Annotated in this window: 26 protein-coding genes; 14 read left to right on the plus strand and 12 right to left on the minus strand. The window is 57.3% G+C overall.

Annotated features, from left to right (window positions below; all coding sequences use genetic code 11):
- Positions 1 to 2 precede the first annotated feature (2 nt).
- Positions 3 to 542, plus strand: a complete 540-nt coding sequence (locus tag AB5Y84_RS05955) for a DUF3833 domain-containing protein (RefSeq protein ID WP_368176575.1) — start codon at positions 3 to 5, stop codon at positions 540 to 542.
- Between the two features lie 73 nt (positions 543 to 615).
- Here AB5Y84_RS05955 and nqrM read toward each other — a convergent pair whose 3' ends face one another.
- The 9 genes from nqrM to AB5Y84_RS06000 all read right to left on the minus strand — a co-directional run bounded on the left by nqrM (position 616) and on the right by AB5Y84_RS06000 (position 8,476).
- Positions 616 to 840 (minus strand): (Na+)-NQR maturation NqrM, encoded by a 225-nt coding sequence (gene nqrM / locus AB5Y84_RS05960; protein WP_005338668.1) that lies wholly within the window; start codon positions 838 to 840, stop codon positions 616 to 618.
- A gap of 9 nt (positions 841 to 849) precedes the next feature.
- Entirely contained in the window at positions 850 to 1,887 is a 1,038-nt protein-coding gene (locus AB5Y84_RS05965; protein ID WP_005358608.1) for an FAD:protein FMN transferase ApbE, read from the minus strand.
- A 3-nt stretch (positions 1,888 to 1,890) separates the two neighbouring features.
- Positions 1,891 to 3,114, minus strand: a complete 1,224-nt coding sequence (gene nqrF / locus AB5Y84_RS05970; RefSeq protein WP_005338656.1) for an NADH:ubiquinone reductase (Na(+)-transporting) subunit F — start codon at positions 3,112 to 3,114, stop codon at positions 1,891 to 1,893.
- Between the two features lie 32 nt (positions 3,115 to 3,146).
- Positions 3,147 to 3,743, minus strand: a complete 597-nt coding sequence (gene nqrE / locus AB5Y84_RS05975; protein ID WP_005338645.1) for an NADH:ubiquinone reductase (Na(+)-transporting) subunit E — start codon at positions 3,741 to 3,743, stop codon at positions 3,147 to 3,149.
- Positions 3,744 to 3,746: 3 nt separating this feature from the next.
- Positions 3,747 to 4,379, minus strand: coding sequence for an NADH:ubiquinone reductase (Na(+)-transporting) subunit D (locus tag AB5Y84_RS05980; protein WP_005338644.1), 633 nt, complete (start codon positions 4,377 to 4,379; stop codon positions 3,747 to 3,749).
- Positions 4,372 to 5,160: a Na(+)-translocating NADH-quinone reductase subunit C gene (locus AB5Y84_RS05985; RefSeq protein ID WP_005338643.1), complete on the minus strand. Its 789-nt coding sequence runs from the start codon at positions 5,158 to 5,160 to the stop codon at positions 4,372 to 4,374. Before AB5Y84_RS05985 ends, AB5Y84_RS05980 begins: the two co-directional genes overlap by 8 nt.
- Positions 5,150 to 6,379 (minus strand): NADH:ubiquinone reductase (Na(+)-transporting) subunit B, encoded by a 1,230-nt coding sequence (locus AB5Y84_RS05990; RefSeq protein ID WP_005338642.1) that lies wholly within the window; start codon positions 6,377 to 6,379, stop codon positions 5,150 to 5,152. Before AB5Y84_RS05990 ends, AB5Y84_RS05985 begins: the two co-directional genes overlap by 11 nt.
- 3 nt (positions 6,380 to 6,382) lie before the next feature.
- Entirely contained in the window at positions 6,383 to 7,726 is a 1,344-nt protein-coding gene (locus AB5Y84_RS05995; protein WP_005349684.1) for a Na(+)-translocating NADH-quinone reductase subunit A, read from the minus strand.
- 435 nt (positions 7,727 to 8,161) lie between these two features.
- The gene (locus AB5Y84_RS06000; RefSeq protein ID WP_167572444.1) at positions 8,162 to 8,476 is read right to left on the minus strand and encodes a BolA family transcriptional regulator; all 315 of its coding nucleotides are present in this window, start codon (positions 8,474 to 8,476) and stop codon (positions 8,162 to 8,164) included.
- A gap of 204 nt (positions 8,477 to 8,680) precedes the next feature.
- On the opposite strand from AB5Y84_RS06000, the gene AB5Y84_RS06005 reads away from it, so the two are divergent.
- The 5 genes from AB5Y84_RS06005 (at position 8,681) to AB5Y84_RS06025 (ending at position 13,536) form a co-directional block, all read left to right on the plus strand.
- The gene (locus AB5Y84_RS06005) at positions 8,681 to 9,814 is read left to right on the plus strand and encodes a methyltransferase (RefSeq protein ID WP_216948125.1); all 1,134 of its coding nucleotides are present in this window, start codon (positions 8,681 to 8,683) and stop codon (positions 9,812 to 9,814) included.
- A 17-nt stretch (positions 9,815 to 9,831) separates the two neighbouring features.
- On the plus strand, positions 9,832 to 10,416 hold the full coding sequence (locus AB5Y84_RS06010) for a YajG family lipoprotein (protein WP_005349692.1): 585 nt from the start codon (positions 9,832 to 9,834) through the stop codon (positions 10,414 to 10,416).
- A 2-nt stretch (positions 10,417 to 10,418) separates the two neighbouring features.
- The gene (locus tag AB5Y84_RS06015) at positions 10,419 to 11,006 is read left to right on the plus strand and encodes a peptidylprolyl isomerase (RefSeq protein WP_041980608.1); all 588 of its coding nucleotides are present in this window, start codon (positions 10,419 to 10,421) and stop codon (positions 11,004 to 11,006) included.
- A 172-nt stretch (positions 11,007 to 11,178) separates the two neighbouring features.
- Entirely contained in the window at positions 11,179 to 12,558 is a 1,380-nt protein-coding gene (locus AB5Y84_RS06020) for an MFS transporter (protein WP_368176576.1), read from the plus strand.
- Positions 12,559 to 12,714: 156 nt separating this feature from the next.
- Entirely contained in the window at positions 12,715 to 13,536 is an 822-nt protein-coding gene (locus tag AB5Y84_RS06025; protein ID WP_005338635.1) for an outer membrane protein OmpK, read from the plus strand.
- Between the two features lie 107 nt (positions 13,537 to 13,643).
- Here AB5Y84_RS06025 and AB5Y84_RS06030 read toward each other — a convergent pair whose 3' ends face one another.
- Positions 13,644 to 14,126 carry a YajQ family cyclic di-GMP-binding protein gene (locus tag AB5Y84_RS06030; RefSeq protein WP_005338634.1) on the minus strand — a complete coding sequence of 161 codons (483 nt, stop codon included), beginning with the start codon at positions 14,124 to 14,126 and terminating at the stop codon, positions 13,644 to 13,646.
- Positions 14,127 to 14,326: 200 nt separating this feature from the next.
- On the opposite strand from AB5Y84_RS06030, the gene AB5Y84_RS06035 reads away from it, so the two are divergent.
- Both AB5Y84_RS06035 and AB5Y84_RS06040 read left to right on the plus strand, forming a co-directional pair.
- Positions 14,327 to 15,280 carry a ketopantoate reductase family protein gene (locus AB5Y84_RS06035; protein ID WP_201952240.1) on the plus strand — a complete coding sequence of 318 codons (954 nt, stop codon included), beginning with the start codon at positions 14,327 to 14,329 and terminating at the stop codon, positions 15,278 to 15,280.
- A 37-nt stretch (positions 15,281 to 15,317) separates the two neighbouring features.
- Complete coding sequence (locus AB5Y84_RS06040) at positions 15,318 to 15,878, plus strand: DJ-1 family glyoxalase III (RefSeq protein ID WP_201973039.1); 561 nt, start codon at positions 15,318 to 15,320, stop codon at positions 15,876 to 15,878.
- A gap of 111 nt (positions 15,879 to 15,989) precedes the next feature.
- On the opposite strand, the gene AB5Y84_RS06045 is transcribed toward AB5Y84_RS06040, so the two are convergent.
- Entirely contained in the window at positions 15,990 to 16,196 is a 207-nt protein-coding gene (locus AB5Y84_RS06045) for a hypothetical protein (RefSeq protein ID WP_005338629.1), read from the minus strand.
- Between the two features lie 131 nt (positions 16,197 to 16,327).
- Between AB5Y84_RS06045 and dinB the strand changes: the two genes are divergently transcribed.
- The 6 genes from dinB (at position 16,328) to rlmM (ending at position 22,943) form a co-directional block, all read left to right on the plus strand.
- Complete coding sequence (gene dinB, locus AB5Y84_RS06050; protein ID WP_368176577.1) at positions 16,328 to 17,383, plus strand: DNA polymerase IV; 1,056 nt, start codon at positions 16,328 to 16,330, stop codon at positions 17,381 to 17,383.
- A 66-nt stretch (positions 17,384 to 17,449) separates the two neighbouring features.
- Entirely contained in the window at positions 17,450 to 19,591 is a 2,142-nt protein-coding gene (locus tag AB5Y84_RS06055; RefSeq protein ID WP_005338625.1) for a methyl-accepting chemotaxis protein, read from the plus strand.
- A gap of 284 nt (positions 19,592 to 19,875) precedes the next feature.
- Entirely contained in the window at positions 19,876 to 20,796 is a 921-nt protein-coding gene (locus AB5Y84_RS06060) for a transcriptional regulator GcvA (RefSeq protein ID WP_005338622.1), read from the plus strand.
- Positions 20,789 to 21,418 (plus strand): alpha/beta family hydrolase, encoded by a 630-nt coding sequence (locus AB5Y84_RS06065; protein ID WP_323895603.1) that lies wholly within the window; start codon positions 20,789 to 20,791, stop codon positions 21,416 to 21,418. The genes AB5Y84_RS06060 and AB5Y84_RS06065 overlap by 8 nt, the downstream gene beginning before the upstream one ends.
- Before the next feature lie 51 nt (positions 21,419 to 21,469).
- Positions 21,470 to 21,856 (plus strand): DUF423 domain-containing protein, encoded by a 387-nt coding sequence (locus AB5Y84_RS06070; protein WP_368176578.1) that lies wholly within the window; start codon positions 21,470 to 21,472, stop codon positions 21,854 to 21,856.
- Positions 21,849 to 22,943 (plus strand): 23S rRNA (cytidine(2498)-2'-O)-methyltransferase RlmM, encoded by a 1,095-nt coding sequence (gene rlmM, locus AB5Y84_RS06075; RefSeq protein WP_368176579.1) that lies wholly within the window; start codon positions 21,849 to 21,851, stop codon positions 22,941 to 22,943. The genes AB5Y84_RS06070 and rlmM overlap by 8 nt, the downstream gene beginning before the upstream one ends.
- 82 nt (positions 22,944 to 23,025) lie before the next feature.
- On the opposite strand, the gene AB5Y84_RS06080 is transcribed toward rlmM, so the two are convergent.
- Entirely contained in the window at positions 23,026 to 23,484 is a 459-nt protein-coding gene (locus AB5Y84_RS06080; RefSeq protein WP_368176580.1) for a hypothetical protein, read from the minus strand.
- Positions 23,485 to 23,510 lie beyond the last annotated feature (26 nt).

A 23,510-nucleotide genomic window follows, 5' to 3' on the forward strand; every position in this document is an offset into this window, starting at 1 on the left:
TGATGTCTTTCTATCGTGCATACCGCTGGTTGCTGTTGCTCCCCTTTTTGCTGCTGAGTGGCTGTGGTGCCAGTCTCGATGACTATCGTGGGCAGGGGCCAAACTGGGATCTCGCCCGTTTCTTCAATGGCAAACTGGTGGCTCACGGCCTGGTGACCGACCGCAGCGGCGCAGTGACCAGTCGCTTTCGGGTCGAGATGGTGGGTCGTTGGAAGGACGGCAAGGGAGAGCTGTTCGAGCAGTTCTACTTTGATGATGGCCGCCAGCAGACCCGTACCTGGTATCTGAGCAAGGGCGATGATGGTCATTGGCGCGGTACTGCTTCCGATGTGGTGGGCGAGGCGGTGGGTAAAAGCGAAGGGTTCGCCCTCAACTGGCGTTATCAGCTCGATCTGGCGCTACCGGATGGCGAGGTGGTGCGGGTGAGCTTCGATGACTGGATGTACCTGCTGGATGAAGAGCGTCTGATCAATCGTGCCGAGATCAGCAAGTTTGGTATCCATCTTGGCGAGGTGATCCTCTATATCGAACGTCAGCTCTGACCGTTAACGCAAGATAACGGCCAGTAAAAAGCGCGCCGATGGCGCGCTTTTGTTTACCGAAAAACCAGAGTCATCAGATGATGCGGTTCTCTTCCAGCATCTTGCGACGGGCCTCTTCCTTGGCCATCTTTTTCTTGCGGTTGTCGCAGGGTTCCGGGCAATCGCACTCTTTCTCGATGCCGACGCTACCCAGACCGCCGCAGGAGCCGGAGATGGTCTTCTTCTGGAAGATGTAACCGATAGCCATGGCGGCTATCACCAGCATGAATACCCCGAAGGTGATCAGAAAAATCTGCATCTCTACCTCTTACTTCTTGACCAGATAGGGCTTGAAGGCATCGGAGTAAGCCTCTTCAAAGCCGTTGTCGGTCTTGGTGATCACGAAGATCGCCAAGCCGCGCTCGTTGGCATAGGCCAGGCTTTTCTCGGTCCCCATCACCATAAACACGGTGGCCAACCCGTCTGCGGTCATGCAGGAGGGGTGGATCACGGTGACCGATACCAGACGGTGCTGGATCGGCTTGCCGCTGCGCGGATCTATGGTGTGGGAGAAGCGCTGACCATCCAGTTCATAGTAGTTGCGGTAATCGCCGGAGGTGGCCACCCCGTTGTCACCGGGTACGATCACCTCTTGCACCGTGCCGGTGCCTGCGGTGGGCTTCTCGATGGCCACGCGCCAGGGGTGACCCTTGCCGTTGACGCCATTGATCCGCAGCTCGCCGCCAATCTCCACCAGATAGTTGCGCGCACCCAGTGACTCCAGATATTCGGCTACCTTGTCCACACCAAAGCCCTTGGCGATGGCGGAGAGATCGACGTAGAGGTCCGGAATATCTTTTTGCAGGGTATCGGCATCCACCGAGGTGATGACGTGCAGGTTGCCCAGACCGGTCTTCTGGCGAGTCTGGGTGATCAGCTCGTCTGAGGGGACCTTGGTCGGCTTCTTGTCCGGGCCAAAGCCCCACAGATTGACCAAGGGGCCAACGGTGACGTCCAGCGCCCCCTGGCTCTCACGGCCAATGTGAATGGCCTCTGTGACGACCCGTGCGGTATCGCGGGAGACCACTACCGGTTTGTTGTCACGGCTCTGGTTGAAGCGCGACAGTTCGGAATCGGGGCGATAGGTCGACATCTGATCGTTGACCCGCTCCAGCAAGACATCGACCTCGGCCTGCAATTTGGCTGGATCGGTGATGGCGCTGTCCGCCACCTTGATGGAGTAGTAAGTGCCCATGGTGCTACCGGTGATGTGGATCTCCGGTTTGGATTGGACCGTCTCCTGACCGCACCCAGTCAAGAAAAAGGCTAGCCCGAAGGCTAGCCAGGTCTTTACAACACTGTGCATGGATTAACCACCAAAGTCATCCAACAGGATGTTTTCGTCTTCAACGCCCAAGTCTTTGAGCATGTTGATGACGGCAGCGTTCATCACCGGAGGTCCACACATGTAGAACTCGCAATCTTCCGGTGCTTCGTGGTTCTTGAGATAGTTCTCGTAGAGCACGTTGTGGATGAAGCCGGTGTAGCCGTCCCAGTTGTCTTCCGGTTGCGGATCAGACAGCGCGACGTTCCAGGTGAAGTTCTCGTTCTCGGCGGCGAGCATGTCAAAGTCTTCGACATAGAACATTTCGCGCTTGGAACGGGCGCCGTACCAGAAGCTCATCTTGCGCTTGGACTTCAGGCGACGCAGCTGGTCGAAGATATGGGAACGCATCGGCGCCATACCTGCACCACCACCGATGAATACCATTTCGGCATCGGTGTCCTTGGCGAAGAACTCACCGAACGGACCGGAGATAGTCACCTTGTCGCCAGCCTTCAGGCTGAAGATGTAGGAGGACATCTGTCCCGGAGGGGCAGTCCAGTTGCTGGGCGGCGGGGTCGCGATACGCACGTTCAGCATGATGATGCCGAACTCTTCCGGATAGTTGGCCATGGAGTAGGCACGGATGATTGGCTCATCGACCTTGGACTCCAGCTCAAAGATCTTGAAGCGATCCCAGTCACCGCGATACTCCTCGGGAATATCGAAGTTCTTGTAGTGCACGTGGTGAGCCGGGGCTTCAATCTGGATATAACCACCGGCGCGGAACGGCACGCTCTCGCCATCGGGGATCTGCAGCTTGAGCTCCTTGATGAAGGTGGCCTTGTTATCGTTGGAGATAACAGTACATTCCCACTTCTTCACCCCGAAGATCTCTTCCGGCAGTTCGATATCCATGTCGGAGCGAACGGTAACCTGACAGGCCAGACGCTCGCCATGACGGGCTTCGCCCTTGCTGATGTGATCCAGTTCGGTCGGCAGAATGTCGCCGCCACCGGATTTCACCCGTACCTTGCACTGGCCGCAGGAGCCACCGCCGCCACAGGCGGAGGAGACGAAGATACCGCTGCCAGCCAGCACGCCGAGCAGCTTGCCACCGGCCGGGCTGGTCACAGCCTTGGCCGGGTCACCATTGATGCTGATTGTCACGTCGCCCGCGGTCACCAGCTTGGACTTGGCGAACAGAATGACTGCCACCAGTGCCAGCAGGATCACGGTAAACATGACCACACCCAAAATAATTTCCATCTATCGTTCCTTTCTGATTGCAGGAAAGCCGATTACAGGGAGATACCAGAGAAGGACATGAAGCCCAGCGCCATCAGACCGGCGGTGATGAAGGTGATGCCCAGACCGCGCAGGCCTTCCGGAACATCGGAATACTTCATCTTCTCGCGGATACCTGCCAGCGCAACGATCGCCAGCATCCAGCCTGCCCCTGAACCCACACCGTAGACCACAGACTCCATGAAGTTGTAGTCACGCTGCACCATGAAGGAGACGCCACCGAAGATGGCGCAGTTCACGGTGATGAGCGGCAGGAAGATACCCAGCGCGTTGTAGAGTGCCGGGAAGTACTTGTCCAGCGCCATCTCCAGGATCTGTACCAGTGCTGCAATCACCCCGATGAAGGTGATGAAGCTCAGGAAGCTCAGATCCAGACCGGATACCAGAGCGCCATCTTTAAGCACGTAGTTGTAGATCAGGTTGTTGGCAGGAACCGCGATGGTCTGCACCACAATAACGGCAATACCCAGACCCATGGAGGTCTTTACCTTCTTGGACACCGCCAGGAAGGTACACATCCCCAGGAAGAAGGAGAGTGCCAGGTTTTCGATGAAGATCGATTTAATCAACAGACTCAGATAGTGTTCCATACCTTAATCCTTCGCCTCCACCTGCTTGGGATCCTTGGTGCGTACGCCCCAAATGATCAGACCAATGATGAAGAATGCACTCGGCGGCAGCAGCAGCAGGCCGTTGGGCACATACCAGCCACCGTTGTTCACCAGCGGCAGCAGCTCGATGCCGAACCAGGTGCCGGAGCCCAGCAGTTCACGCACGGTCGCGACACTCAGCAGAATGGCACCATAGCCCAGACCGTTGCCGATACCATCCAGGAAGGAGGGCAGCGGGGCACTCTTCATGGCGTACGCTTCGGCGCGGCCCATTACGATACAGTTGGTGATGATCAGACCCACGAAGACCGACAGTTGCTTGGAGATGTCATAGGCATACGCCTTGAGCACCTGGTCAACCACGATAACCAGTGAGGCGATGATCGCCATCTGCACGATAATCCGGACGCTGTTCGGGATCTGGTTGCGGATCAGGGAGATGAACAGGTTTGAGAAGGCGGTGACCGCCATGACCGCGAGGGTCATTACAAACGCAGTTTTCATCTGGCTGGTAACCGCCAGTGCAGAACAGACACCCAGCACCTGCAAGGCGATGGGGTTGTTGCCCAGCACAGGCGTCAACAGCAACTTCTTCATTTCGCTCTTGTCAGCCATTGTTGATTTCTCCTGCACGAACCTTGGCCAGGAAAGGACCGAAGCCCTTGGGACCCATCCAGAAGTCGAAGGTATGCTGTACGCCGTTACCGGTCAGAGTGGCACCGGAGAGACCATCGATCTCGTGCTCGGAGCCCGCCGGAGCATGGCCCTTGATGACGCGCAGCGCCGGCATGCCATTCTGGTCGAACAGTTTCTTGTCCTTGAACAGCGCCTGCCAGGCCGGGTTTTCGATCTCGCCACCCAGACCCGGGGTTTCACCGTGGTCATAGTAGGTGATGCCCTTGATGGTCTGGCCATCAGCGGCAACGGCGACGAAGGCATACATGGTCGACCACAGACCCTGACCGTAGATGGGCAGGATGATGCTGTCGATCTTGCCTTCGGCATCCTTGGCGAAGAATACCGGGATCTGCTTGGAGATCTGACGCAGGCTGGCCTTGTCGTCAGCGGCAGCAAGACGGATGCTGCGGGCCGGATCTTTGGCTGCCTGCTTGGTGTCGAAGTTGTCGGCATCGCCGTCAACAAAGTCACCGGTCGCCAGATCCACCAGACGCGCTTCGATCTTCTCGCCGTACAGTTTGGCCAGGTCGCGCTTGGCCACTTCGCTTACATCCACACCGGCTACGGCGAGAATGTTGCTCTGCTTGTCCAGCGCCTTGTTTTCCTGCTGGGTAGAACGCAGGCCCACAGCGGCAACGGATACTACGATGGAACAGGCCAGACAGAGGCCGGTGACCACGCTGACGGTGCCGAGGGTTGAATCTTTATTAAACGCCACGAGCAATCCTCCGCTTGATGTTTGCCTGAGCGACGAAGTGGTCAAACAGGGGAGCAAACAGGTTCGCAAACAGAATGGCCAGCATCATGCCTTCCGGGAACGCAGGGTTGACCACGCGAACCAGCACGACCATTACGCCGATCAGGGCGCCATACCACCACTTGCCTTTGTTGGTAAAGGCTGCGGAGACAGGGTCGGTCGCCATGAAGGCCATACCGAAGGCGAAGCCACCCAGTACCAGATGCCAGTGCCACGGCATGTTGAACATGGGGTTGGTATCGGAACCGATGACGTTGAATAGCAGGGAGGTGGCGATCATACCGATCATCACGCCGGCGATGATGCGCCAGGAGGCGATGCGCATGTAGACGATCATGGCGGCACCCAGCAGGATCATCAGGGTAGAGACTTCACCGATGGAACCCGGCAGGTTACCCAGGAAAGCGTCCATCCAGCTGATAGCCTGGCCGGTTGCACCGTTGATCAGCGCCATCTGGCCGCCTTGGGCCCACTGGCTCAGGGCAGTCGCGCCGGAGAAGCCGTCAACGGCAACCCACACTGCGTCACCGGAGATCTGGCCCGGGTAGGCGAAGAACAGGAACGCACGACCAGCCAGCGCCGGGTTCAGGAAGTTCTTGCCGGTACCACCGAACACCTCTTTGGCCATCACCACACCGAAGGTGATACCCAGCGCAGCTTGCCACAGGGGCAGCTCGGGCGGCACGATCAGGGCAAACAGAATTGAGGTTACGAAGAAGCCTTCGTTGATCTCGTGTTTGCGCACCATGGCGAACAGCACTTCCCAGAAACCACCGACAAAGAAGACGGTGATGTAGATCGGGAAGAAGTGGGTGGCGCCGATCAGCATCTTGCTGCCGATACCGGCTACAGCCGGATCGAGGGAGGCGCCCAGCATGGTAGCCAGGGCATATTGCCAGCTGCTGGCACCAGCAGCCGAGCCCATGTGGGCAATGGCGGCAATCGCCTGGTTACCAACGTTGTACATGCCCCAGAACATGGCCGGGAACACTGCCAGCCACACCATGATCATCATGCGCTTCAGATCGAGCGCATCACGAACGTGGGAGGCGTTGCGGGTAACGCTACCCGGGGTATAGAACAGGGTGTACGCCGCTTCGAACAGGGCATAGTACTTGGCGTACTTTCCACCCGGTTCGAAGTGGTGTTCCATATTTTCAAGAAGTTGCTTGAAACTCATCGCTTAACCTTCCAGTTCAATCTTGGTCAGGCACTCACGCAAGATCGGGCCGTACTCTGTCTTGCCGGGGCAGACAAAGGTACAGAGCGCCAAATCTTCCTCATCCAGCTCCAGGCAGCCCAGTGCTTGCGCACCGTCGGTATCGCCGGAGACCATGTCCCGCAGCAGCAGGGTCGGCAGGATGTCGAGTGGCATCACCCGCTCATAGTTGCCGATAGGCACCATGGAACGGTCACTACCGTTGGTAGTGGTGGTGAAGTTGATCAGCTTGCCCTTCATCAGATGAGAGAGGGTGGTACGGGTGATAGAGAACTTGTTGGCGCTGGGGTTGATCCAGCCCAGGAACTCTTTCTCGCGACCTTCACCCAGCACGCAAACCTGATTGTGGTAGCGGCCCAGGTAGTCGTGAACACCTTCGGCTTTGGCACCACTCAGGATAGAACCGGAGATGATACGGTTTTCGTCGGCACGCAGCTCATTGTTGGTGAGCTGGCTGATGCAGGCGCCCAGACGGGTACGCAGCAGACGCGGCTTGAGCACGTTCGGGCCAGCCAGCGCGATCACCTTGTCAGTGAAGATCTGACCGGTGGTGAACAGCTTGCCGAATGCAATCACATCCTGATAGTTGATGTGCCACTGCACCTTGGTGCTGCTGACCGGATCCAGGAAGTGGATATGGGTACCCGGCAGACCGGCAGGGTGCGGACCAACGAAGATCTCTTCTTTGACCTGAGCCAGCGGAGAGTGGGGCAGACTGCCTTCGCCTTTACAGACGTAGACGGCGCCGTCGGTCAGGCGGGTCAATACGGCCAGACCATCGAGGAAGGCCTGCGGCTGTTCCTTGATAATCAGCTCGGCATCGGCTGCCAGCGGGTTGGTGTCCATTGCAGTCACAAAGATGGCGCGCGGGGCAGACGCTACCGCGGGGACTTTGCTGAACGGACGGGTACGCAACGCAGTCCACTGACCTGATGCGACCAGGATCTCTTGCACCTTGCTGCGCTCGAGCTTGGCCAGCTCGGCAGAGGCAAAATGCTCAAACGTCACCTGTTCATCGGAACCGTCCAGGTCGATGACCACAGACTGGAGAACACGTTTGGCACCACGGTTGATCTCTGAAACCACACCGGTGGCAGGAGCTGTGAATTTAACGCCCGGATTCTTCTTGTCTTCAAAAAGATCCTGACCTTTGATGACGCGATCACCTACTTTGACGAACATAGTAGGTCGCATCCCCACAAACTCCTCGCCCAGTGTCGCAACACGGGTGATGGCGGGGCCATCGTAGATTACTTGCTCTGGCGCACCCAGCACGGGGATGTCCAGTCCTCTTTTGATTGTAATCATACTTACTTGCACTACCGTTACGGGAGAGGTTGGTTAGCGCCGAGAAATACATCACGACGGGTGGTTGAATGAGTCGATGTTGTGGTTGCGCCAGGTGGGCAGGCTCAACAATTATTCAACATGCAGGCTCACTCAAAAGCGCTTGAGTTTACCACTTAAGGTGCATTTTCTGCCATGCCAAATGGGCAAAATCCCCGTGCCATCACAAAATTAACCTGCAATGAATAAGCCCCCGACACCTTGTAAGTAGTGGTTTTAAAGGTTTTTTTATTTCGATACCTCGATGGGGGTATTTGCCGTTGTCTCCACTATCAACAAAAAGCCTTGATGCCGAAATATACCCCCCTTGGATGTAGCCTTTTCGGGGCCAATGGGGGAAATATGTTTAATTTTTGTTGGCAGGTTCTCGAGGGAAATCCTGTGGTACAACCGGTTTCAGGAGAGTGACGGTTTGCCAACGCAGCTCGGGGTGCGCGGGGCGTGGCCTTTTTCCTGCCACTCGCTCTCTGTGTAGGTATGCAGTGCCAGTGCATGAACGGCACCGGCCAGCTCGTCGGCCAGCACCGCATTGACCTGACGATGACGGGCCAGCAGCCGCTGTCCTGCAAATTGCTCGCTGACGATCACCACCTTGAAGTGGCTCTCAGATCCCGGTTCCACACGGTGCATGTGGCTCTCGTTGATCACCTCCAGCACGGAGGGGGAGAGGGCGGCGGTCAGCTTGGCTTCAATCAGTTGTTGGATGGTCATCGGATCGGCTTCCAGAGTGAATGTCGGGCCATTCTATCGGCAGTCGCGGGATGGAATAAGCCCCCGTAAGAGGGAAATCACCCGTCAGTTGCCCCCTTGATGCGCATCGAACTGGTGAAATTCCTGCTCCTCGCTAGAATAGCGCCACTTTGCGTCGCCCCTGGCGCCTGTATACACGAATCAAGCCGAGGTTGGACTCTTCCTATGCAAACCCTTCTCGACACTCCCCATTGCCAGCTCACGCTCTACCGCTATCCGCGCCAGAGTCAGGAGACCCTGCAAGCCTGGGATGCGGCTGACGAATACCTGATCAATACCCTGGCGGAGTCTCCCCTCGAGCAGGCGGGCCCCGTCATCATCATGAATGATGGTTTTGGCGCGCTGGCCGCCTATCTGCATCCGCACTCCCCCTGCTGCGTCACCGACTCTTACATCAGTGAGCGGGCGACCCTGGCCAATCTGGCCGAAAACGGACTGGATGCAGGCGGTATCCGCTTGCAGGATGCGCTGGCGCCGCTGCCCGATGCCCCTGCGCTGGTGGTGATCAAGGTCTCCAAATATCAGGCACTGCTGGAGCAGCAACTGCTGGCATTGCGTGCGGTGGTGACACCGGCAACCCGCGTTATCGCTGCCGGCAAGGCGAAGGATATTCATACCTCCACCCTCAAGTTGTTTGAGAAGTATCTGGGGCCTACCCGTACCTCGCTGGCCTGGAAGAAGGCGCGCCTCATTCACTGCGAGCCGCAGGCAGAACGTCCCGCGCTGGCCAACCCCTTCCCGACTGTCTGGCCGCTGGAGGGGAGTGGCATGCTCATCCACAACCATGCCAACGTCTTCTCGCGCACCAGTCTCGATATTGGTGCCCGCTTTATGCTGGACAACCTGCCCATCCACAGTGCCCGCAAGGTGATCGATCTGGGCTGTGGCAACGGGGTGCTGGGTCTGTCGCTGCTCGCCAAAGACAGCGAGGTGGAGGTGACCTTTATCGATGAATCCTATATGGCGGTCGCCTCGGCACAGCTCAATGTCGAGCACAATCTGCCTGATGCACTGCCGCGCGCCCGCTTTATGGTCAATAACTGTCTCGATGGGGTGGCGGTCGGCTCGGCGGATCGGATCCTCTGCAACCCTCCTTTCCATCAGCTGCAGGCGATCACCGATCATATCGCTTGGCAGATGTTCAGCGATGCGCACCGGGTGTTGCCTCAAGGGGGTGAACTCTGGATAGTAGGCAACCGTCATCTGGACTATCACAACAAACTCAAGCGCTTGTTTGCCAACGCACAAGTCGTTGCGTCGAACAGCAAATTCGTTATTTTGAAAGCCATCAAACGCTAAAGCCAAAGGAAACCATGATGAAAAAGTCACTCTTGCTGCTGGCCGCCCTGATGCTGGGCGGGTGTGCCACTCATTGGCCGGAGACGGCGCTGCTCAATCCGCAGGTGATCCCCGCCAACCAGCAATACTACTCTGGCAATCGCATCACCATGGAAGGGGTAGACAAGCGTGAGGCTGCCTACGTCTTCTCCATCAAACATAAAGAGAAAGCCCCCGTGCTGGTCAACAGCGAGCGTCCGCTCAACCTGCTGATGGCCGAGCGGCTGGCCGAAGGTCTGCGCAGCCAGGGTCTGGAAGTGGGCAACAGTGGCACCACCAACCTGACGCTGGTGATCTCCAACGCTGCAGTCAATGTGGAAGAGAAGACCTTTACCTATGTCACCAAGTCCCGCGTCAGCCTGCAGGTGATCGCCGATTTCCAGGGCAACCGTCTGACCAAGCAGTTCAACATGTCCTCCAGCAAGGAGAGCCCGAGCGAGCCAAGCATGGCCGATCTGGAGTCTACACTGAACCTGCAACTGGGTAGCGTGCTGCAGCAGATCATGGCGGATGATGCGCTGCGCGGTTACCTGAAAGGTCAACCGAATGGTGCAGGGGTTTGATGATGAAAAAACTCTGGTTGCTGGCCATGCTTATCGCCCCGCTGGCGTTCGCAGGCCCGAAAGTCAGAATGGAGACCAACCACGGCAATATCGTGGTGGAGCTGGCGTCCAAGCAGGCGCCCCAGACGGTGAAGAACTTCCTGCGCTACGTGGCTGATGGCAGCTATGACGGCAGCATCTTCCACCGGGTGATCCAGGATTTCGTGGTGCAGGGTGGGGGCTACAACCAGCAGTTCCAGCAACTGCCAACTTATGAGCCTGTGGTCAACGAGTCGCGCGGCGGTCTGGCCAACAAGCGTGGCTCCATCGCCATGGCCCGCACCCAGGCGGTCGACAGCGCTACTCGCCAGTTCTACTTCAATCTGGTCGACAACAATAACCTCAACGCCGGTGGCTCTGCGGGTTATACCGTGTTCGGTCAGGTGGTGCAGGGGATGGAGGTGCTGGACAAGCTGGCTCAGGTACAGACCGGTTACAGCCCCATTCTGCGCGCCAACGATGTGCCGACCAGTCCCATCATTCTGAAGAAGGTGGTCTTGTTGGCAGAAACTCCGGCAGACAAGAAAGTCGACAAGAAAGCGGGCAAGTAATCCTCACCGGACGCGGTTCGTCACCTCGCTTCGTCAGGTCACGATACAAGGCTCATCCCGTTCGGGATGGGCCTTTTCTCTATCCGGGCTTCTTTTGCCTATCTCTTTGCTTGCCTTGGCTATCTGCCATCAACCTGCCAAAATGACGCACTTTTCCAAAGTCGTCAGGTAGTTGAACATGATCCGCAAACCAAGCTGGAGAGAGTCCCTCGCCGTCTATCTCGAATTTCGGGTGTTTATTCTCTTTGCCATGGGTTTTTCATCGGGTCTGCCGCTGCTGCTGGTGTTCGGTACCCTCTCATTCTGGTTGCGCGAGGCCGATGTCAGCCTGACCGATATCGGCTATATGAGCTGGGTGGCGCTCGCCTATGGATTTAAATGGCTGTGGTCGCCGCTGGTAGATCGCATGCCGCTGCCGTTGCTCTCCGCGCTGCTGGGGCGTCGCCGTAGCTGGATGTTCTTCTCCCAGCTGCTGATTGCCGCCGCGCTGGTAGGCATGGCGTTCTGCGATCCCAAGACCGAGCTGGCTCAGCTGGCGATGTTTGCCCTGCTGGTGGCCTTTGCCTCGGCCACGCAGGATATCGTCATCGACGCCTATCGCATCGAATCCGCTCCCGAGCGGCTACAGGCGGCGATGGCTGCCTCCTACATGACAGGCTACCGACTGGCGATGATCATGGCGGGCGCCGGTGCGCTGGCGCTGGCAGCCTTGTTTGGCAGCAACAGCGGCTATGACTATCGTGGCTGGCAGATTACCTATCTGGTGATGGCGGGTTTGATGTCACTCGGGGTTATCACCACGCTGTTTTGCCACGAGCCGGATATCGATCTGGCCGAGCAGGGCAAACAACAGGCCGAACGCAAGGTGCAGCTCCTGGAAAAAGGGTGGCCTGCGCTGTTGGCTAGTGCGGGGGCCTGGGGCTATGAGGCAGTCTGGTGTCCGTTCGCCGACTTCTTTCGTCGCTATGGCAGCTCGGCGCTGCTGATCCTGGCTCTGATCGCCTGTTATCGGGTTGCCGATGTGGTGATGGGGGTGATGTCCAACAGCTTCTATGTGGATATGCAGTTCAGCAAGACCGAGGTTGCCACTATTACCAAGGTGTTTGGCGTCATCATGACGCTAGTGGGGGCTGCGCTGGGGGGCGTGCTGGTGATGCGCTTCGGTACGCTGCGCATCCTGTTCTTGGGGGCGTTGCTCACCGCCAGCACCAACCTGTTGTTTGCTCTGCTCAATCAGGTTGGTCACAATCTGGAACTGCTGACACTGATCATTTCCCTCGACAACCTCAGTGCCGGTATCGCGACCGCGGCCTTCGTGACCTATCTCTCCAGCCTGACCAATGTGGCATTTTCGGCCACTCAGTACGCCCTGTTCAGCTCGGTAATGTTGCTGCTACCCAAGTTGCTGGCCGGTTTTTCCGGGCAGGTTGTGGAGCAGATTGGCTACAGTGCCTTCTTTGTCGGAACCAGTTTATTGGGCTTGCCGGTGTTGTTGTTGATTGTGCTTGTCGCCAGAAAAGGGAGTGAGTTGCTCTCAACGGCTGACAAATAGCAAGCGTTTGCGTAGAATCGGGGGTGATTAGATTCACACTTCCGGATAAAGTTCCCGAGAAGTTGTTTCACCCCCAATTTTATTTGATTAGAATCCCTCTCGCTCCTTGTGGGCAGGCTACGGAAAACCTCAACTAACGCACAAGAGACCAATAAAATGGCCAAATTTACCAAGACTCTGATCGCTGCCGGTCTGCTGGCTGCTGCCGCTACCCCGGCCTTCGCTGCTGACTACAGCGGTGATATCCACAAGAATGATTTCAAATGGATGCAGTTCAACGTAATGCATACCATTGACCAGCGTCCTTACATGGGCAGCGACTACAACGACACCTACCTGGAAATGGAATTCGGTGGTCGTTCCGGTATGTTTGATCTGTATGGCTATGTCGATGTGTTCGATATTTTCCAAAGCAGCCATAGCGACAAACACAATGGCCAGAACATCTTCATGAAGTTCGCCCCGCGTCTTTCTCTGGATGCCCTGACTGGTAAAGATCTCTCCTTCGGCCCGGTACAAGAGCTCTACATCGCTACCCTGAACAACGTTGATGACTCCATGATGGAGAACATGATCGGTCTGGGTGCTGATGTACAGGTGCCTTGGTTCGGTAAAGTTGGCATGAACCTGTATGCTCGCCATGCAACCGAAAGTGGCTTCAAGGCCGAAGAGGGTGACTGGAACGGTTATCAGTTCTCCATGAACTGGTTCAAGCCTTTCTATACCTTCTCCAACGGCAGCTTCGTCTCCTATCAGGGCTACTTGGATTATCTGTTTGATAAAGATATCCATGGCGACAACAACCAGAGTGCTAACGGTTTGGGTACTTTCCACGGTATCTACTGGCACTCCGACCGTTACGCAGTTGGTTACGGTCTGAAGTACTTCAACGAAATCTACGGTATCAACAATGGTGCCTTTGGTGGTCTGAACACTACCGGTTTCGGTCACTACTTCTCTGTTACCTACAAGTTCTAATAAAACTTGGGGTACAAAAAACCGGAGCATCTGCTCCGGTTTTTTTATGGCCGCGATTTAGATAGCGTGGCGCGAGTCATCAATTGCGCCACGGCTGAGTGGATAAATCAGTCGCGGAAGTTCTGGAACTGCATCGGTTGACCCAGTTCGGCGCCACGGACCAGTGCCATGGTCTCTTGCAGATCGTCACGCTTCTTGCCGGTGACACGTACTTCATCACCCTGGATGGCGACCTGTACCTTGATCTTGGAGTCCTTGATCAGCTTGACCAGCTTCTTGGCGATCTCTTTCTCGATCCCCTGCTTGAATTTGACGGTCAGGTGGAAACGCTTGCCGGAGTGAACCGAGTCACCCACTTCCATGGAGCTGTTTTCGATGTTGCGCTTGAGCAGGGCACCGCGCAGGATTTCGACCATCTGCTTGAGCTGGAAATCGGCATCGGCTTCCAGTTTTACCTCTTCCTTGTTCAACTCGAAGCTGGCTTCTACCCCACGAAAATCGAAACGGGTGGCCAGTTCACGATTGGCGTTGTCGACTGCGTTCAACACCTCGTTCATTTTGACTTCAGAGACAATATCGAATGACGGCATAGCCAAAGCTCCTCATGTTGCGTTATCGGGGGGCAAATCTACCAGAAAACGGGCAAATTTGCTGATTTTGATGGGGTTGCTCTGCTAGAATCCCCTGCGCACAGGACGGGTGGACCCGTTAGTGTCCACCAGCGACATCTTCACTTATCCCCGGTAACAGGTTGAGAGGATTGCAACCCTTACCCTGACAGAGTCACACCATGCCAAGCGGATTAAAAAATTCCCGACAGCCCGTTATTCCACCCGTTACTCCGAAGTGGTCACTGTTGGGTTGTGGCGCCCTCGGCGGCGTTTTTGCCTCCCTGTTGACCCAGAGCGGTCAATCTACCCGTGTCTTGTTGCGCGAACATCATAAGTCCACGCTCCATCCGGGGATCGACTTCACCTCGCTGGAGGGGCATGTTCAGTTGCTCAATATCGAGCGCGGATTTGTCAGCAAACCCGGCAAGATCCAGCGTCTGCTGGTGATGACCAAGGCCAGTCAGGTGATTGCCGCACTGACACCCCTGGTGGGTAAGCTGGATGCCGGCGTGCCGATCGTGCTGCTGCACAACGGGATGGGCATTGCCGAGCAGGTGGTCGAGATGTTCCCGCACAATCCGGTGATTGCCGGTGTCACCAGCCATGGCGCCATGCAGTGCGGCCATTTTGTCTTCCGTCATACTGGCAAGGGTGAAACCTGGCTTGGCCCGATCAACGACGCCGCCAAGGCCCACGCTGCGCTCGCGGACGAGCTGGCGCTGGCACTAGGTCAGGCTGGTTGGGATGAGCAGGTATTGACGCGCCAGTGGCAAAAGCTGGCCATCAACTGTGCCATCAATCCCCTGACGGCCCTCTACAAGCTGAAAAATGGCGAGCTGGCTGGCCCCCGTTTTGCCGATGCCCTGCAGCAGATCTGCGTGGAAGTGGCGGATGTGATGTGTGCCGAAGGAGTTGCAACCACGGCAGAGGAGTTGCAACGCCGGGTGATGACAGTGGTGGAACTGACCGCTGACAATTACTCCTCCATGTATCAGGATATGGAACTGGGACGCGAGACCGAGATTGAGGCCATCACCGGCTTCCTGTTGGCCAAGGCTGCCCGGCATGGCATTGCCGTACCGGTCAATCAGGGTCTCTATCAGGCGATCAAAGAGAAGAGTCAGGCCGTCTGATCCGTTACATGGCAGAGCAAGCAGCAAGGAGGCGAGCGTGAGTGTACTGGTGCTGGTGGCCCCCGGGTCAGAAGAGATAGAGACGGTTGCGATTGTCGATACCCTGGTGCGCGCCAGCATCGAGGTGGTACTGGCCTCTTGTTGCCCAGCCGGATCCCGGCAGGTGAAGGCATCGCGCGGGGTACAGCTGGTGGCCGATTGTCATATCGACGAACTGACCCGTCGGGATTTTGAAGCCATCGTGGTACCCGGCGGCTTGCCCGGCAGCGAAGTGATCCGCGATACCCCGCTGGCCATCGATCTGCTCAAAGAGCAGGCCGCTCTTGGCCGCTGGCGCGCTGCCATCTGCGCCGCCCCTGTGGTGGTGTTGCAACATCACGCTCTGCTGGATGGTGCCATCGTCACCTGTCATCCCGGCTTTCAGCCCCGACTACCGACATCGCAGCTGTCACATGAGCGGGTAGTCAGAGATGAGGCTCATCGCCTTATCACCAGCCAGGGGCCGGGCAGCGCCATCGAGTTTGCGCTTGAACTGGTCCGGATGCTGCGTGGGGATGAGGTGGCGGCCACTGTCGCTGGCCCTATGGTGCTGCCTTGAGTGTATTCTGTTGCTGAATCCAGCTGGCCATGCTTTGAAAAACGGGCCCCGGTCATCTTGATCGGGGCCCGTTTGTTATCTGCCGTTGTCGGTCATGCCATCTTGTCCGGCTCAGTAGTCGTACTGTGAGCACTGTTTTTTGTTGTACTCAGTTTTCCAGCGTGCCAATTCTTGCTCTGTGCCGAGCTTGTCCCCTTTCTTGATGGCCTGTTCCAGTATCTCAATCCGGTCGTACAGCCAGCGGCACTCTGCCGTCGGGTTGTTCTTGCCGATGCCGGTCAACGGCAGCAAACAGAGTCCCAGCCAAAGATATTTCATCCCGAACGCTCCTTGTCATTGTGGTAGTAAAGGTCTCCTTGGAGTCTACTATTTTAGCCGCAACGAGAGAGATAGAGCTGCGGTTATCCTTGGGGTAAGATGATGTCATGTCTGTTTATTTATACAGTAGTATGCGCAAAATCATCCATATCGACATGGACTGCTTTTTTGCCGCGGTGGAGATGCGGGACAATCCGGCGTTGCGGGAGGTGCCGCTTGCCATCGGTGGGTCCTCCGAGCGGCGCGGTGTCATCTCGACCTGCAACTATGTGGCGCGCCGGTTCGGTGTGCGCTCCGCCATGCCGAGCGCACTGGCGAAAAAACTCTGCCCGCCGCTGGTACTCATCCCGGGGCGAATGGCGGTGTACAAGGATATCTCCCGTCAGCTCAGGGCCATTTTCCTGCGCTATACCAATCAGGTTGAACCACTGTCGCTGGACGAGGCTTACCTCGACGTGACCCACAGTCGCTGTTGTGGCGGCAGCGCCACCCTGATGGCGCAAGAGATCCGGCAAGCCATCGTCACCGAACTGGGGTTGACCGCCTCGGCCGGAGTGGCCCCCAACAAGTTTCTCGCCAAGCTCGCCTCGGAGCAGCGCAAACCCGATGGTCTGTTTGTCATTCGTCCCGACGAAGTGGCCGAATTTGTCTGCCAGTTGCCCCTCGGCAAACTGCCCGGGGTGGGGCGCAAGACTGCCGAGCGGCTGGAGGCTCAGGGGCTCTACACCTGTGAGGATGCGCGGGCCTTGTCGGCACAAGAGCTGTGCAGTCGTTTTGGCAAGCTGGGGGAGATGCTGACGACCCGGATCTGGGGGCTGGATGAACAGCCGGTGCAGGCGCACCGGATCCGCAAAACCATCGGGGTGGAGACCACCCTGGCGAACGATGTTTGTGACGAAGCCGCCTGCCTGACGGTATTGCAGCAACTGCTGCCGGAGCTGGAGCGGCGATTTCAGCTGGCGTGCCCTGCCGAGCAGGTGATGGGGCAGGGGATTAAGCTCAAGTTTGCCGATTTCCACCAGACCACCGTCTATCGCAGTCAGGGGGGCTATCAGCCAGCCTTGTTCGTTCCCCTGCTCAAAGAGGGGCTACAGCGGGCGCAAGGGCGTTCGGTTCGCCTGCTGGGCTTGGTGGTGGGTTTGCCAAAAGAGGGTGAAGTTAATCAACTCTCGCTGGATTTGCTGTGAGAGAGTTAAGTTTTTGTTTATAAAGTCGATAATCTATCCATATCTGTATGACGTAGGAATATTGGCATGAGCGCTCTTTCTGTCCAGGGTCGGATTACCCTGATCGCCGGTTGCTGTCTGTTGGTGACAGCCGCCGCTCTGGTTGCCTCTTCGATTTACAACGCGAACAAGATGCAACAGCAGGTGCGGCAAGCCACCATGCATGAGGCGCAGCAGTCTGCCGAGAACTGGATGAAGGCTATGGGCTCGGAGCAGGCGGCCAAGGTGACCAGCTATCTCGATGAGGCCTATTTCCGCGCCAGTTTGCTGGCGGAGAACGTGTTGTTCCAGCGCAAGAATGCGGCCGAGAACTTTGTCCATTCGGAGGCGCTGCGCAGCGCCGTCAATCAGCAACTGCACGATGCCGTTGCCTCATCGACCAATCTGCTTGGTGTCTATGCGGTGTTCGAGCCTGACCAGCTGGATGGGGAAGACAGCAACTATCAGGGCTCAACGGCGCTGGGTTCCAACGACAAGGGGCGTTTTTCCAGTTACTGGGCCTACGACAACGGCAAGATAGAGCCGGAAGTGCAGAATGAGGATGTACTGGCCGATGAGAGCCCGACCGAGGCTGGTGGAATCGAAAACGAGTGGTATCGCTGCAGCATTCGCACCCGTGCCCTCTGCCTGCTGGAGCCCTATCTGGACGATGTGGGTGATAAACAGATATTGATGACCTCGGTGACGGTCCCGCTGCTGGAGCAGGAGACCTTGCTGGGGATGGTCGGGGTCGATATCTCGCTGGCCACTTTGCAGAGTCTGGTCAGCACCATGGACAAGGAGCTCTATGAGGGCAAGGGCAGAATCTTGCTAGTCAGTCACGAGGGGCGCGTGGCGGGAGCCGATGAGTTCGATGTGACAATGGGGCGCGGGCTGGATCAGAAGTATCAGGGGCTGGCCAGCGAGCTGAAAGGCTGGCTCAGTCAGGGGCAGGAGCTGACTCGCTGGAGCAGCGACGGCGCCCTGTTGCAGACCTTTGTCCCGGTATCCATGCGTGGCACCGACCGTAAATGGGGCATCTACATTGAATTGCCACGGGCCGTAGTACTGGCTTCGGCCCAGCAACTGCAAGATGAGCTGGCCAGTGAGGCCAATCGCAGCGTGGTCTCGCAGCTGTCAATCGGGGTGCTGATCTCGCTGGTGGCCCTGAGTTTTATCTGGTTGATGGCGCGCCAGATTGTGGCGCCCATCCGCGCTGTAGTTGCCCGCCTCAAGGATATCGCCAGCGGCGAGGGGGATTTGACCCAGCGTATCGAGATCCAGCGGCAAGACGAGATCGGCGAGCTGGCCAAGTGGTTCAACAGCTTCCTCAACAAGTTGCAATCCACCATCAGTCAGGTAATTGATACCGTCTCCGGTACGCGCAACAGTGCCGAGCGAGCCGCGCAAGTGGCCGAGCGCACCAGCAGCGGCATGCAGGCCCAGTATCAGGAGATCGATCTGGTGGCGACGGCATTTGAAGAGCTGAGCGCCACGGCGTTGCAGGTCTCCGGTAATGCCGGCTCGGCGGTGGCTGCCGCCAACACCACTGATGCCGCGGCGCAAGAGGGTAAATATGTCGTTGCCGATACCCAGGAGGCGATGCGCAAGCTGATGACCATCATCAACGATGCCCAGCCGGTGGTGGAGCGACTCTCCGCCAACAGCGACAACATCAATGACATTCTCATCGTGATCCAGGGAATTGCCGAGCAGACCAACTTGCTGGCGCTGAATGCGGCTATTGAAGCGGCGCGGGCCGGTGAGCAGGGCCGTGGCTTTGCCGTGGTGGCCGATGAGGTGCGCAATCTGGCGGGTCGCACCCAGAATGCCATCGTCGAGATCCAGACTCTGATCAGCCAACTGCAATCCGGTACCGGCGCCGTGGTCAAGGCGATCCGCGATGGTCATGGACAGGCTGACGAGACCCTCGCCAAGGTGGATCTCTCGGTGCAGGTGCTGGAACAGATTATCCAGTCGGTCTCCACCATCCATCAGATGAACGAGCAGATTGCCCGGGCGGCGCAGGAGCAGAGCCGGGTGGCGGACGAGATCAACCGTAACGTCAGCAACATTCGTGATGTGAGCCACACCATTCGGGCCGAGGCGGCGACATCCGCCGAAAATGGTCGCGAGCTCTCTGCGCTGGCGGATAAACAGCAGCAGCTGGTGGGGCAGTTCAAGGTATAGAAGGGATGAAAAAAGGCGCCATCCAGCTGGAGGCGCCAAACACATTCAGATGACAGACTGGGTCAAACCGGTGAGATTTGAGCCCCTCTTCCCGCAGAGGAAGAAACACAACACCACAATCGCAGTCGAAAGACTCACTAAAAACACATGTAAACCAACACGTAGTAGAAAATGTGAGCCATATGACGACTGATTGTTGGGCGAATTATGTTTATTCACTGGTCGACCCGCAACCGACAAATTATAATGCGCCCCATTAGAAAAACTCATCGTCGGCTGGTGTCATGTCTCGTCGTTTACCCCCGCTCAATGCCCTCAAGGCCTTTGAAGCAGCGGCTCGTCACTTAAGCTTTACCCGCGCAGCAGAAGAGTTGTTTGTGACTCAGGCTGCCATCAGTCACCAGATCAAGGCGCTGGAGGAGTATCTTGGCATCAAGCTGTTCCGCCGCAAAAACCGCTCCTTGTTGCTGACCGAAGAGGGGCAGGGCTATTTCCTGGATATCAAGGACATCTTTGCCTCCATTTCTGAGGCGACCGACAAGTTGCTGGCCCGCAGTGCCAAGGGGGCGTTGACTGTCAGTTTGCAGCCGAGTTTCGCCATCCAGTGGCTGGTGCCGCGGTTGGTCAAATTCAGCGAGCGTCATCCTGATATCGATGTACGGATCAAGGCGGTCGATCTCGACGAAGGGTCGCTCACCGACGATGTGGATGTGGCCATCTACTACGGGCGCGGAAACTGGCCGGGTCTGCGCTCGGACAAGCTGCATACCGAATACCTGATCCCGGTCTGTTCCCCCTTGCTGCTGACCGGGCCCAAACCGCTGCGTACGCCGCAAGATTTGACTCTTCATACCCTGCTGCACGATACCTCCCGCCGCGACTGGAAGGCCTGGTTCCGCCAGCTCGATATCGATGCACCTAACGTCAATCAGGGGCCCATCTTCAGCCACTCCACCATGGTGATCCAGGCGGCGATCCACGGCCAGGGGGTGGCGCTCGGTCATAGCGTGCTGGCACAACCCGAGATTGAGGCCGGCCGCCTTATCTGCCCGTTCGAGCAGGTGCTGGTGAGCAAAAATGCTTTCTATCTGGTGTGCCAGGAGCAACAGTCGGATCAGGGCAAGATCGTGGCCTTCCGCGACTGGATGCTGGAGCTGGTGGAGCAGGAAGAGGCGCGTCGCAGGGCAAGGCTCGCCGATGCATGAGGTGATCCGCGAGGGGGCAGTTGATGCCCCCGTTCGCATTTTGCTGGCCCACGGGGCAGGCGCGGGGATGGATCATGTTTTTCTTGCCGAGTTGTCACGCCTGCTGGCTGGCCCCGACATCGAAGTGGTGCGCTTCAACTTTCCCTACATGGCCAAGCGAGCACAGGATGGCAAGCGCCGCCCGCCTGACAGGGCGCCTGTGTTGCTCGCCCATTGGCGCGACATGATCCGCGAGTTTGCCCATCCAAGGCTGTTTCTGGCGGGCAAGTCGATGGGCGGGCGGATGGCGGCGGAACTGTATAGCGACGGCGAGGGTGAGATGAATGCTGCAGGATTGCTCATTCTCGGGTATCCTTTCCACCCTCCGGCCAAGCCCGACAGCTGGCGAGGCGAGGTACTCAAGCATATTGCAGTGCCAACCCTGCTGTTGCAGGGGGAGCGCGATACCTTCGGTAGTCGCGCCGAACTGGCCGATTTCCCCTTCTCACCCGCCGTATCGGTCCATTGGTTGACCGATGGTGATCATGGTTTCAAACCGCGTAAAGCCAGTGGCGTGAGTGAGCAGGAGAATATGCAGCATGCAGCGGCGGCCATCAGCCATTTTGTGGCCCGGCATGGATAGCACGAGAGGGTTGGCTTTATTGCCAGCCTCGATGAGAGAGGGAGAGTGAAGATGCAGATCCATCGACATTGGCTGATACTGGCCGGTCTCTTCGGGTTGACGGCCACCATGCTGGGGGCTTATGGCGCCCATGGATTGGCGACGACCGGCATTACGCCCGAGCGTCTGGCGGCGTTCAATACCGCCGTGCAATATCAGTTTTTTCACGCATTGGCCCTGCTGGTTCTGGGCTGGTGTGGTGTGCGCAGCAGGGTGATCCACCTGGCTGGCACCGCTTTTGTGCTGGGGATAATCGGATTCTCCGGCAGTATTTACGCCATGGTGCTGCTTGGCAGCAAGGGGCTGGGGTTGATTACCCCGGCCGGTGGCCTCTGTTTTATGTTGGGATGGGCGGCCCTGATCTGGGCCGGCTGTCGTCTTGGAGGAAAAAATGAATAATCTGCTGCTTTATTGCCGCCCCGGTTTTGAGAAAGAGGCGGCTGCAGAGATCGCCGAGCGTGCCGGTAACATGCAGTGCTACGGTTTCGCCCGGGTCAAGGACGACAGCGGTTATGTGATCTTCGAACTGTATGACGAGGAGCAGGCGGACCTGCTGGCTCGCAAGCTGCCGTTCCGGGAGCTCATCTTCATCCGCCAGATGCTGGTGGTCACCCATGAGCTGAAGGATCTGGATGTCGCGGACAGGATCTCCCCGATCCTTGAGGCGGTGAGTGACTACACCATTTGCGGCGATCTGCGGGTCGAAACCGCGGATACCAACGAAGCGAAAGAGCTGTCGGCCTTCTGCCGCAAGTTCACCGTGCCGCTTCGTCAGGCGCTGCGCAGCAACGAGATCCTGACCAAGAAGGAGACGCCAAACCGTCCGGTGTTCCACGCCTTCTTCATGGCCAATGATCATGTGTTGCTGGGTTACTCCTATTCGTTCAACAACTCCGGATTCCACATGGGTATCCCGCGCCTGCGCTTCCCGGCCGATGCGCCGAGCCGCTCCAGCCTCAAGCTGGAGGAGGCGTTTTACGTGTTCGTGCCGCGGGAAGAGTGGAATGTGCGTCTCTGCTCCGGCATGAAGGCTGTGGATCTGGGTGCTTGCCCGGGCGGCTGGACCTATCAGCTGGTGCGCCGTGGCATGATGGTGACTGCGGTCGACAACGGCATGATGGCCCAATCCCTGATGGATACCGGTCAGGTCAAGCATATCCGGGATGACGGTTTCGTCTGGCGACCTAGCAAGAAGAACACCTACTGGCTGGTGTGCGACATGGTCGATAAACCGGCTCGGGTCGTTCACATGATTGCGGACTGGTTCCGTGAGGGCGACTGCCAGGAGGCGATGTTCAACCTCAAGCTGCCGATGAAGAAGCGTTATGCTGAATCGGTACACAATATTGAAGTGCTGCGCGAGATGCTCAAGGAGATCGACAACGCGTTCGTGATCCAGGCCAAGCAGCTCTATCACGATCGGGAAGAGATCACCGTGCATGTTTACAACAAGTACTGGGTCTCCAAACTCGAGCCCAAGGCGTGATGTAGCCGTTCAGCCCATATGATAAATACCAAGGCCGACAGGGAAACCTGTCGGCTTTTTGCTATTCGGCTGCCGGAAAATATCAGAAACGGTAATCGAGGCGCAGGGAGGATTCGTCGTCGGTCACCTTGATCTCTATCTGCAGCGGGATGGTTTTGTCGACCGGATTGAATTGCATTTTGATGCCATCCCCTCTCAATCTGATTGCCGTATGCAGTCCACCGGCTTTGAATTTGACCTTGGGTCTAAAGCGTTCAATCGATAGACTGATGCTCTTTTCCGGGGTCAGATTGAGCTGCGGGTAGGAGGTGATCTTTTGATTGCCAAAGTTGTCGGTGGAGACTTCAATACCAAACGACAGGGGGTTGGGCGCCTTGAGCAAGTCGTTGGTATCCAGGCTTGAACGCCATACCTCGGTGGCAGTCCGTTTTTCCTGCTGTGGCAGTTTGGCAGTTTGGGTCTGTTGATCCTGTTCGAAGGCACTTGCAGTACCACACACCAGCATCAGACCCGACACCAGATAGCACCCGTATCCCTTCATGAAAAACACTCCCTGTTCTTCTTCTC

The organism is Aeromonas sp. s11 (assembly GCF_040907945.1).
In the GTDB taxonomy this organism is placed as follows: Bacteria; Pseudomonadota; Gammaproteobacteria; order Enterobacterales; family Aeromonadaceae; genus Aeromonas; species Aeromonas veronii.

Coding starts and splice junctions, on each gene's coding strand:
- AB5Y84_RS05995 (WP_005349684.1), bottom strand. CDS start 7,726: ATGATTACAATCAAAAGAGGACTGGACATCCCCGTGCTGGGTGCGCCA.
- AB5Y84_RS05965 (WP_005358608.1), bottom strand. CDS start 1,887: ATGCACAGTGTTGTAAAGACCTGGCTAGCCTTCGGGCTAGCCTTTTTC.
- nqrE (WP_005338645.1), bottom strand. CDS start 3,743: ATGGAACACTATCTGAGTCTGTTGATTAAATCGATCTTCATCGAAAAC.
- AB5Y84_RS06005 (WP_216948125.1), top strand. CDS start 8,681: ATGCAAACCCTTCTCGACACTCCCCATTGCCAGCTCACGCTCTACCGC.
- AB5Y84_RS06035 (WP_201952240.1), top strand. CDS start 14,327: ATGCCAAGCGGATTAAAAAATTCCCGACAGCCCGTTATTCCACCCGTT.
- AB5Y84_RS06065 (WP_323895603.1), top strand. CDS start 20,789: ATGCATGAGGTGATCCGCGAGGGGGCAGTTGATGCCCCCGTTCGCATT.
- AB5Y84_RS05980 (WP_005338644.1), bottom strand. CDS start 4,379: ATGGCTGACAAGAGCGAAATGAAGAAGTTGCTGTTGACGCCTGTGCTG.
- AB5Y84_RS06000 (WP_167572444.1), bottom strand. CDS start 8,476: ATGACCATCCAACAACTGATTGAAGCCAAGCTGACCGCCGCCCTCTCC.
- AB5Y84_RS06015 (WP_041980608.1), top strand. CDS start 10,419: ATGAAAAAACTCTGGTTGCTGGCCATGCTTATCGCCCCGCTGGCGTTC.
- rlmM (WP_368176579.1), top strand. CDS start 21,849: ATGAATAATCTGCTGCTTTATTGCCGCCCCGGTTTTGAGAAAGAGGCG.
- AB5Y84_RS06030 (WP_005338634.1), bottom strand. CDS start 14,126: ATGCCGTCATTCGATATTGTCTCTGAAGTCAAAATGAACGAGGTGTTG.
- AB5Y84_RS06070 (WP_368176578.1), top strand. CDS start 21,470: ATGCAGATCCATCGACATTGGCTGATACTGGCCGGTCTCTTCGGGTTG.
- AB5Y84_RS05990 (WP_005338642.1), bottom strand. CDS start 6,379: ATGAGTTTCAAGCAACTTCTTGAAAATATGGAACACCACTTCGAACCG.
- AB5Y84_RS06010 (WP_005349692.1), top strand. CDS start 9,832: ATGAAAAAGTCACTCTTGCTGCTGGCCGCCCTGATGCTGGGCGGGTGT.
- nqrF (WP_005338656.1), bottom strand. CDS start 3,114: ATGGAAATTATTTTGGGTGTGGTCATGTTTACCGTGATCCTGCTGGCA.
- dinB (WP_368176577.1), top strand. CDS start 16,328: ATGCGCAAAATCATCCATATCGACATGGACTGCTTTTTTGCCGCGGTG.
- AB5Y84_RS06045 (WP_005338629.1), bottom strand. CDS start 16,196: ATGAAATATCTTTGGCTGGGACTCTGTTTGCTGCCGTTGACCGGCATC.
- nqrM (WP_005338668.1), bottom strand. CDS start 840: ATGCAGATTTTTCTGATCACCTTCGGGGTATTCATGCTGGTGATAGCC.
- AB5Y84_RS06055 (WP_005338625.1), top strand. CDS start 17,450: ATGAGCGCTCTTTCTGTCCAGGGTCGGATTACCCTGATCGCCGGTTGC.
- AB5Y84_RS05955 (WP_368176575.1), top strand. CDS start 3: ATGTCTTTCTATCGTGCATACCGCTGGTTGCTGTTGCTCCCCTTTTTG.
- AB5Y84_RS06025 (WP_005338635.1), top strand. CDS start 12,715: ATGGCCAAATTTACCAAGACTCTGATCGCTGCCGGTCTGCTGGCTGCT.
- AB5Y84_RS06060 (WP_005338622.1), top strand. CDS start 19,876: ATGTCTCGTCGTTTACCCCCGCTCAATGCCCTCAAGGCCTTTGAAGCA.
- AB5Y84_RS06080 (WP_368176580.1), bottom strand. CDS start 23,484: ATGAAGGGATACGGGTGCTATCTGGTGTCGGGTCTGATGCTGGTGTGT.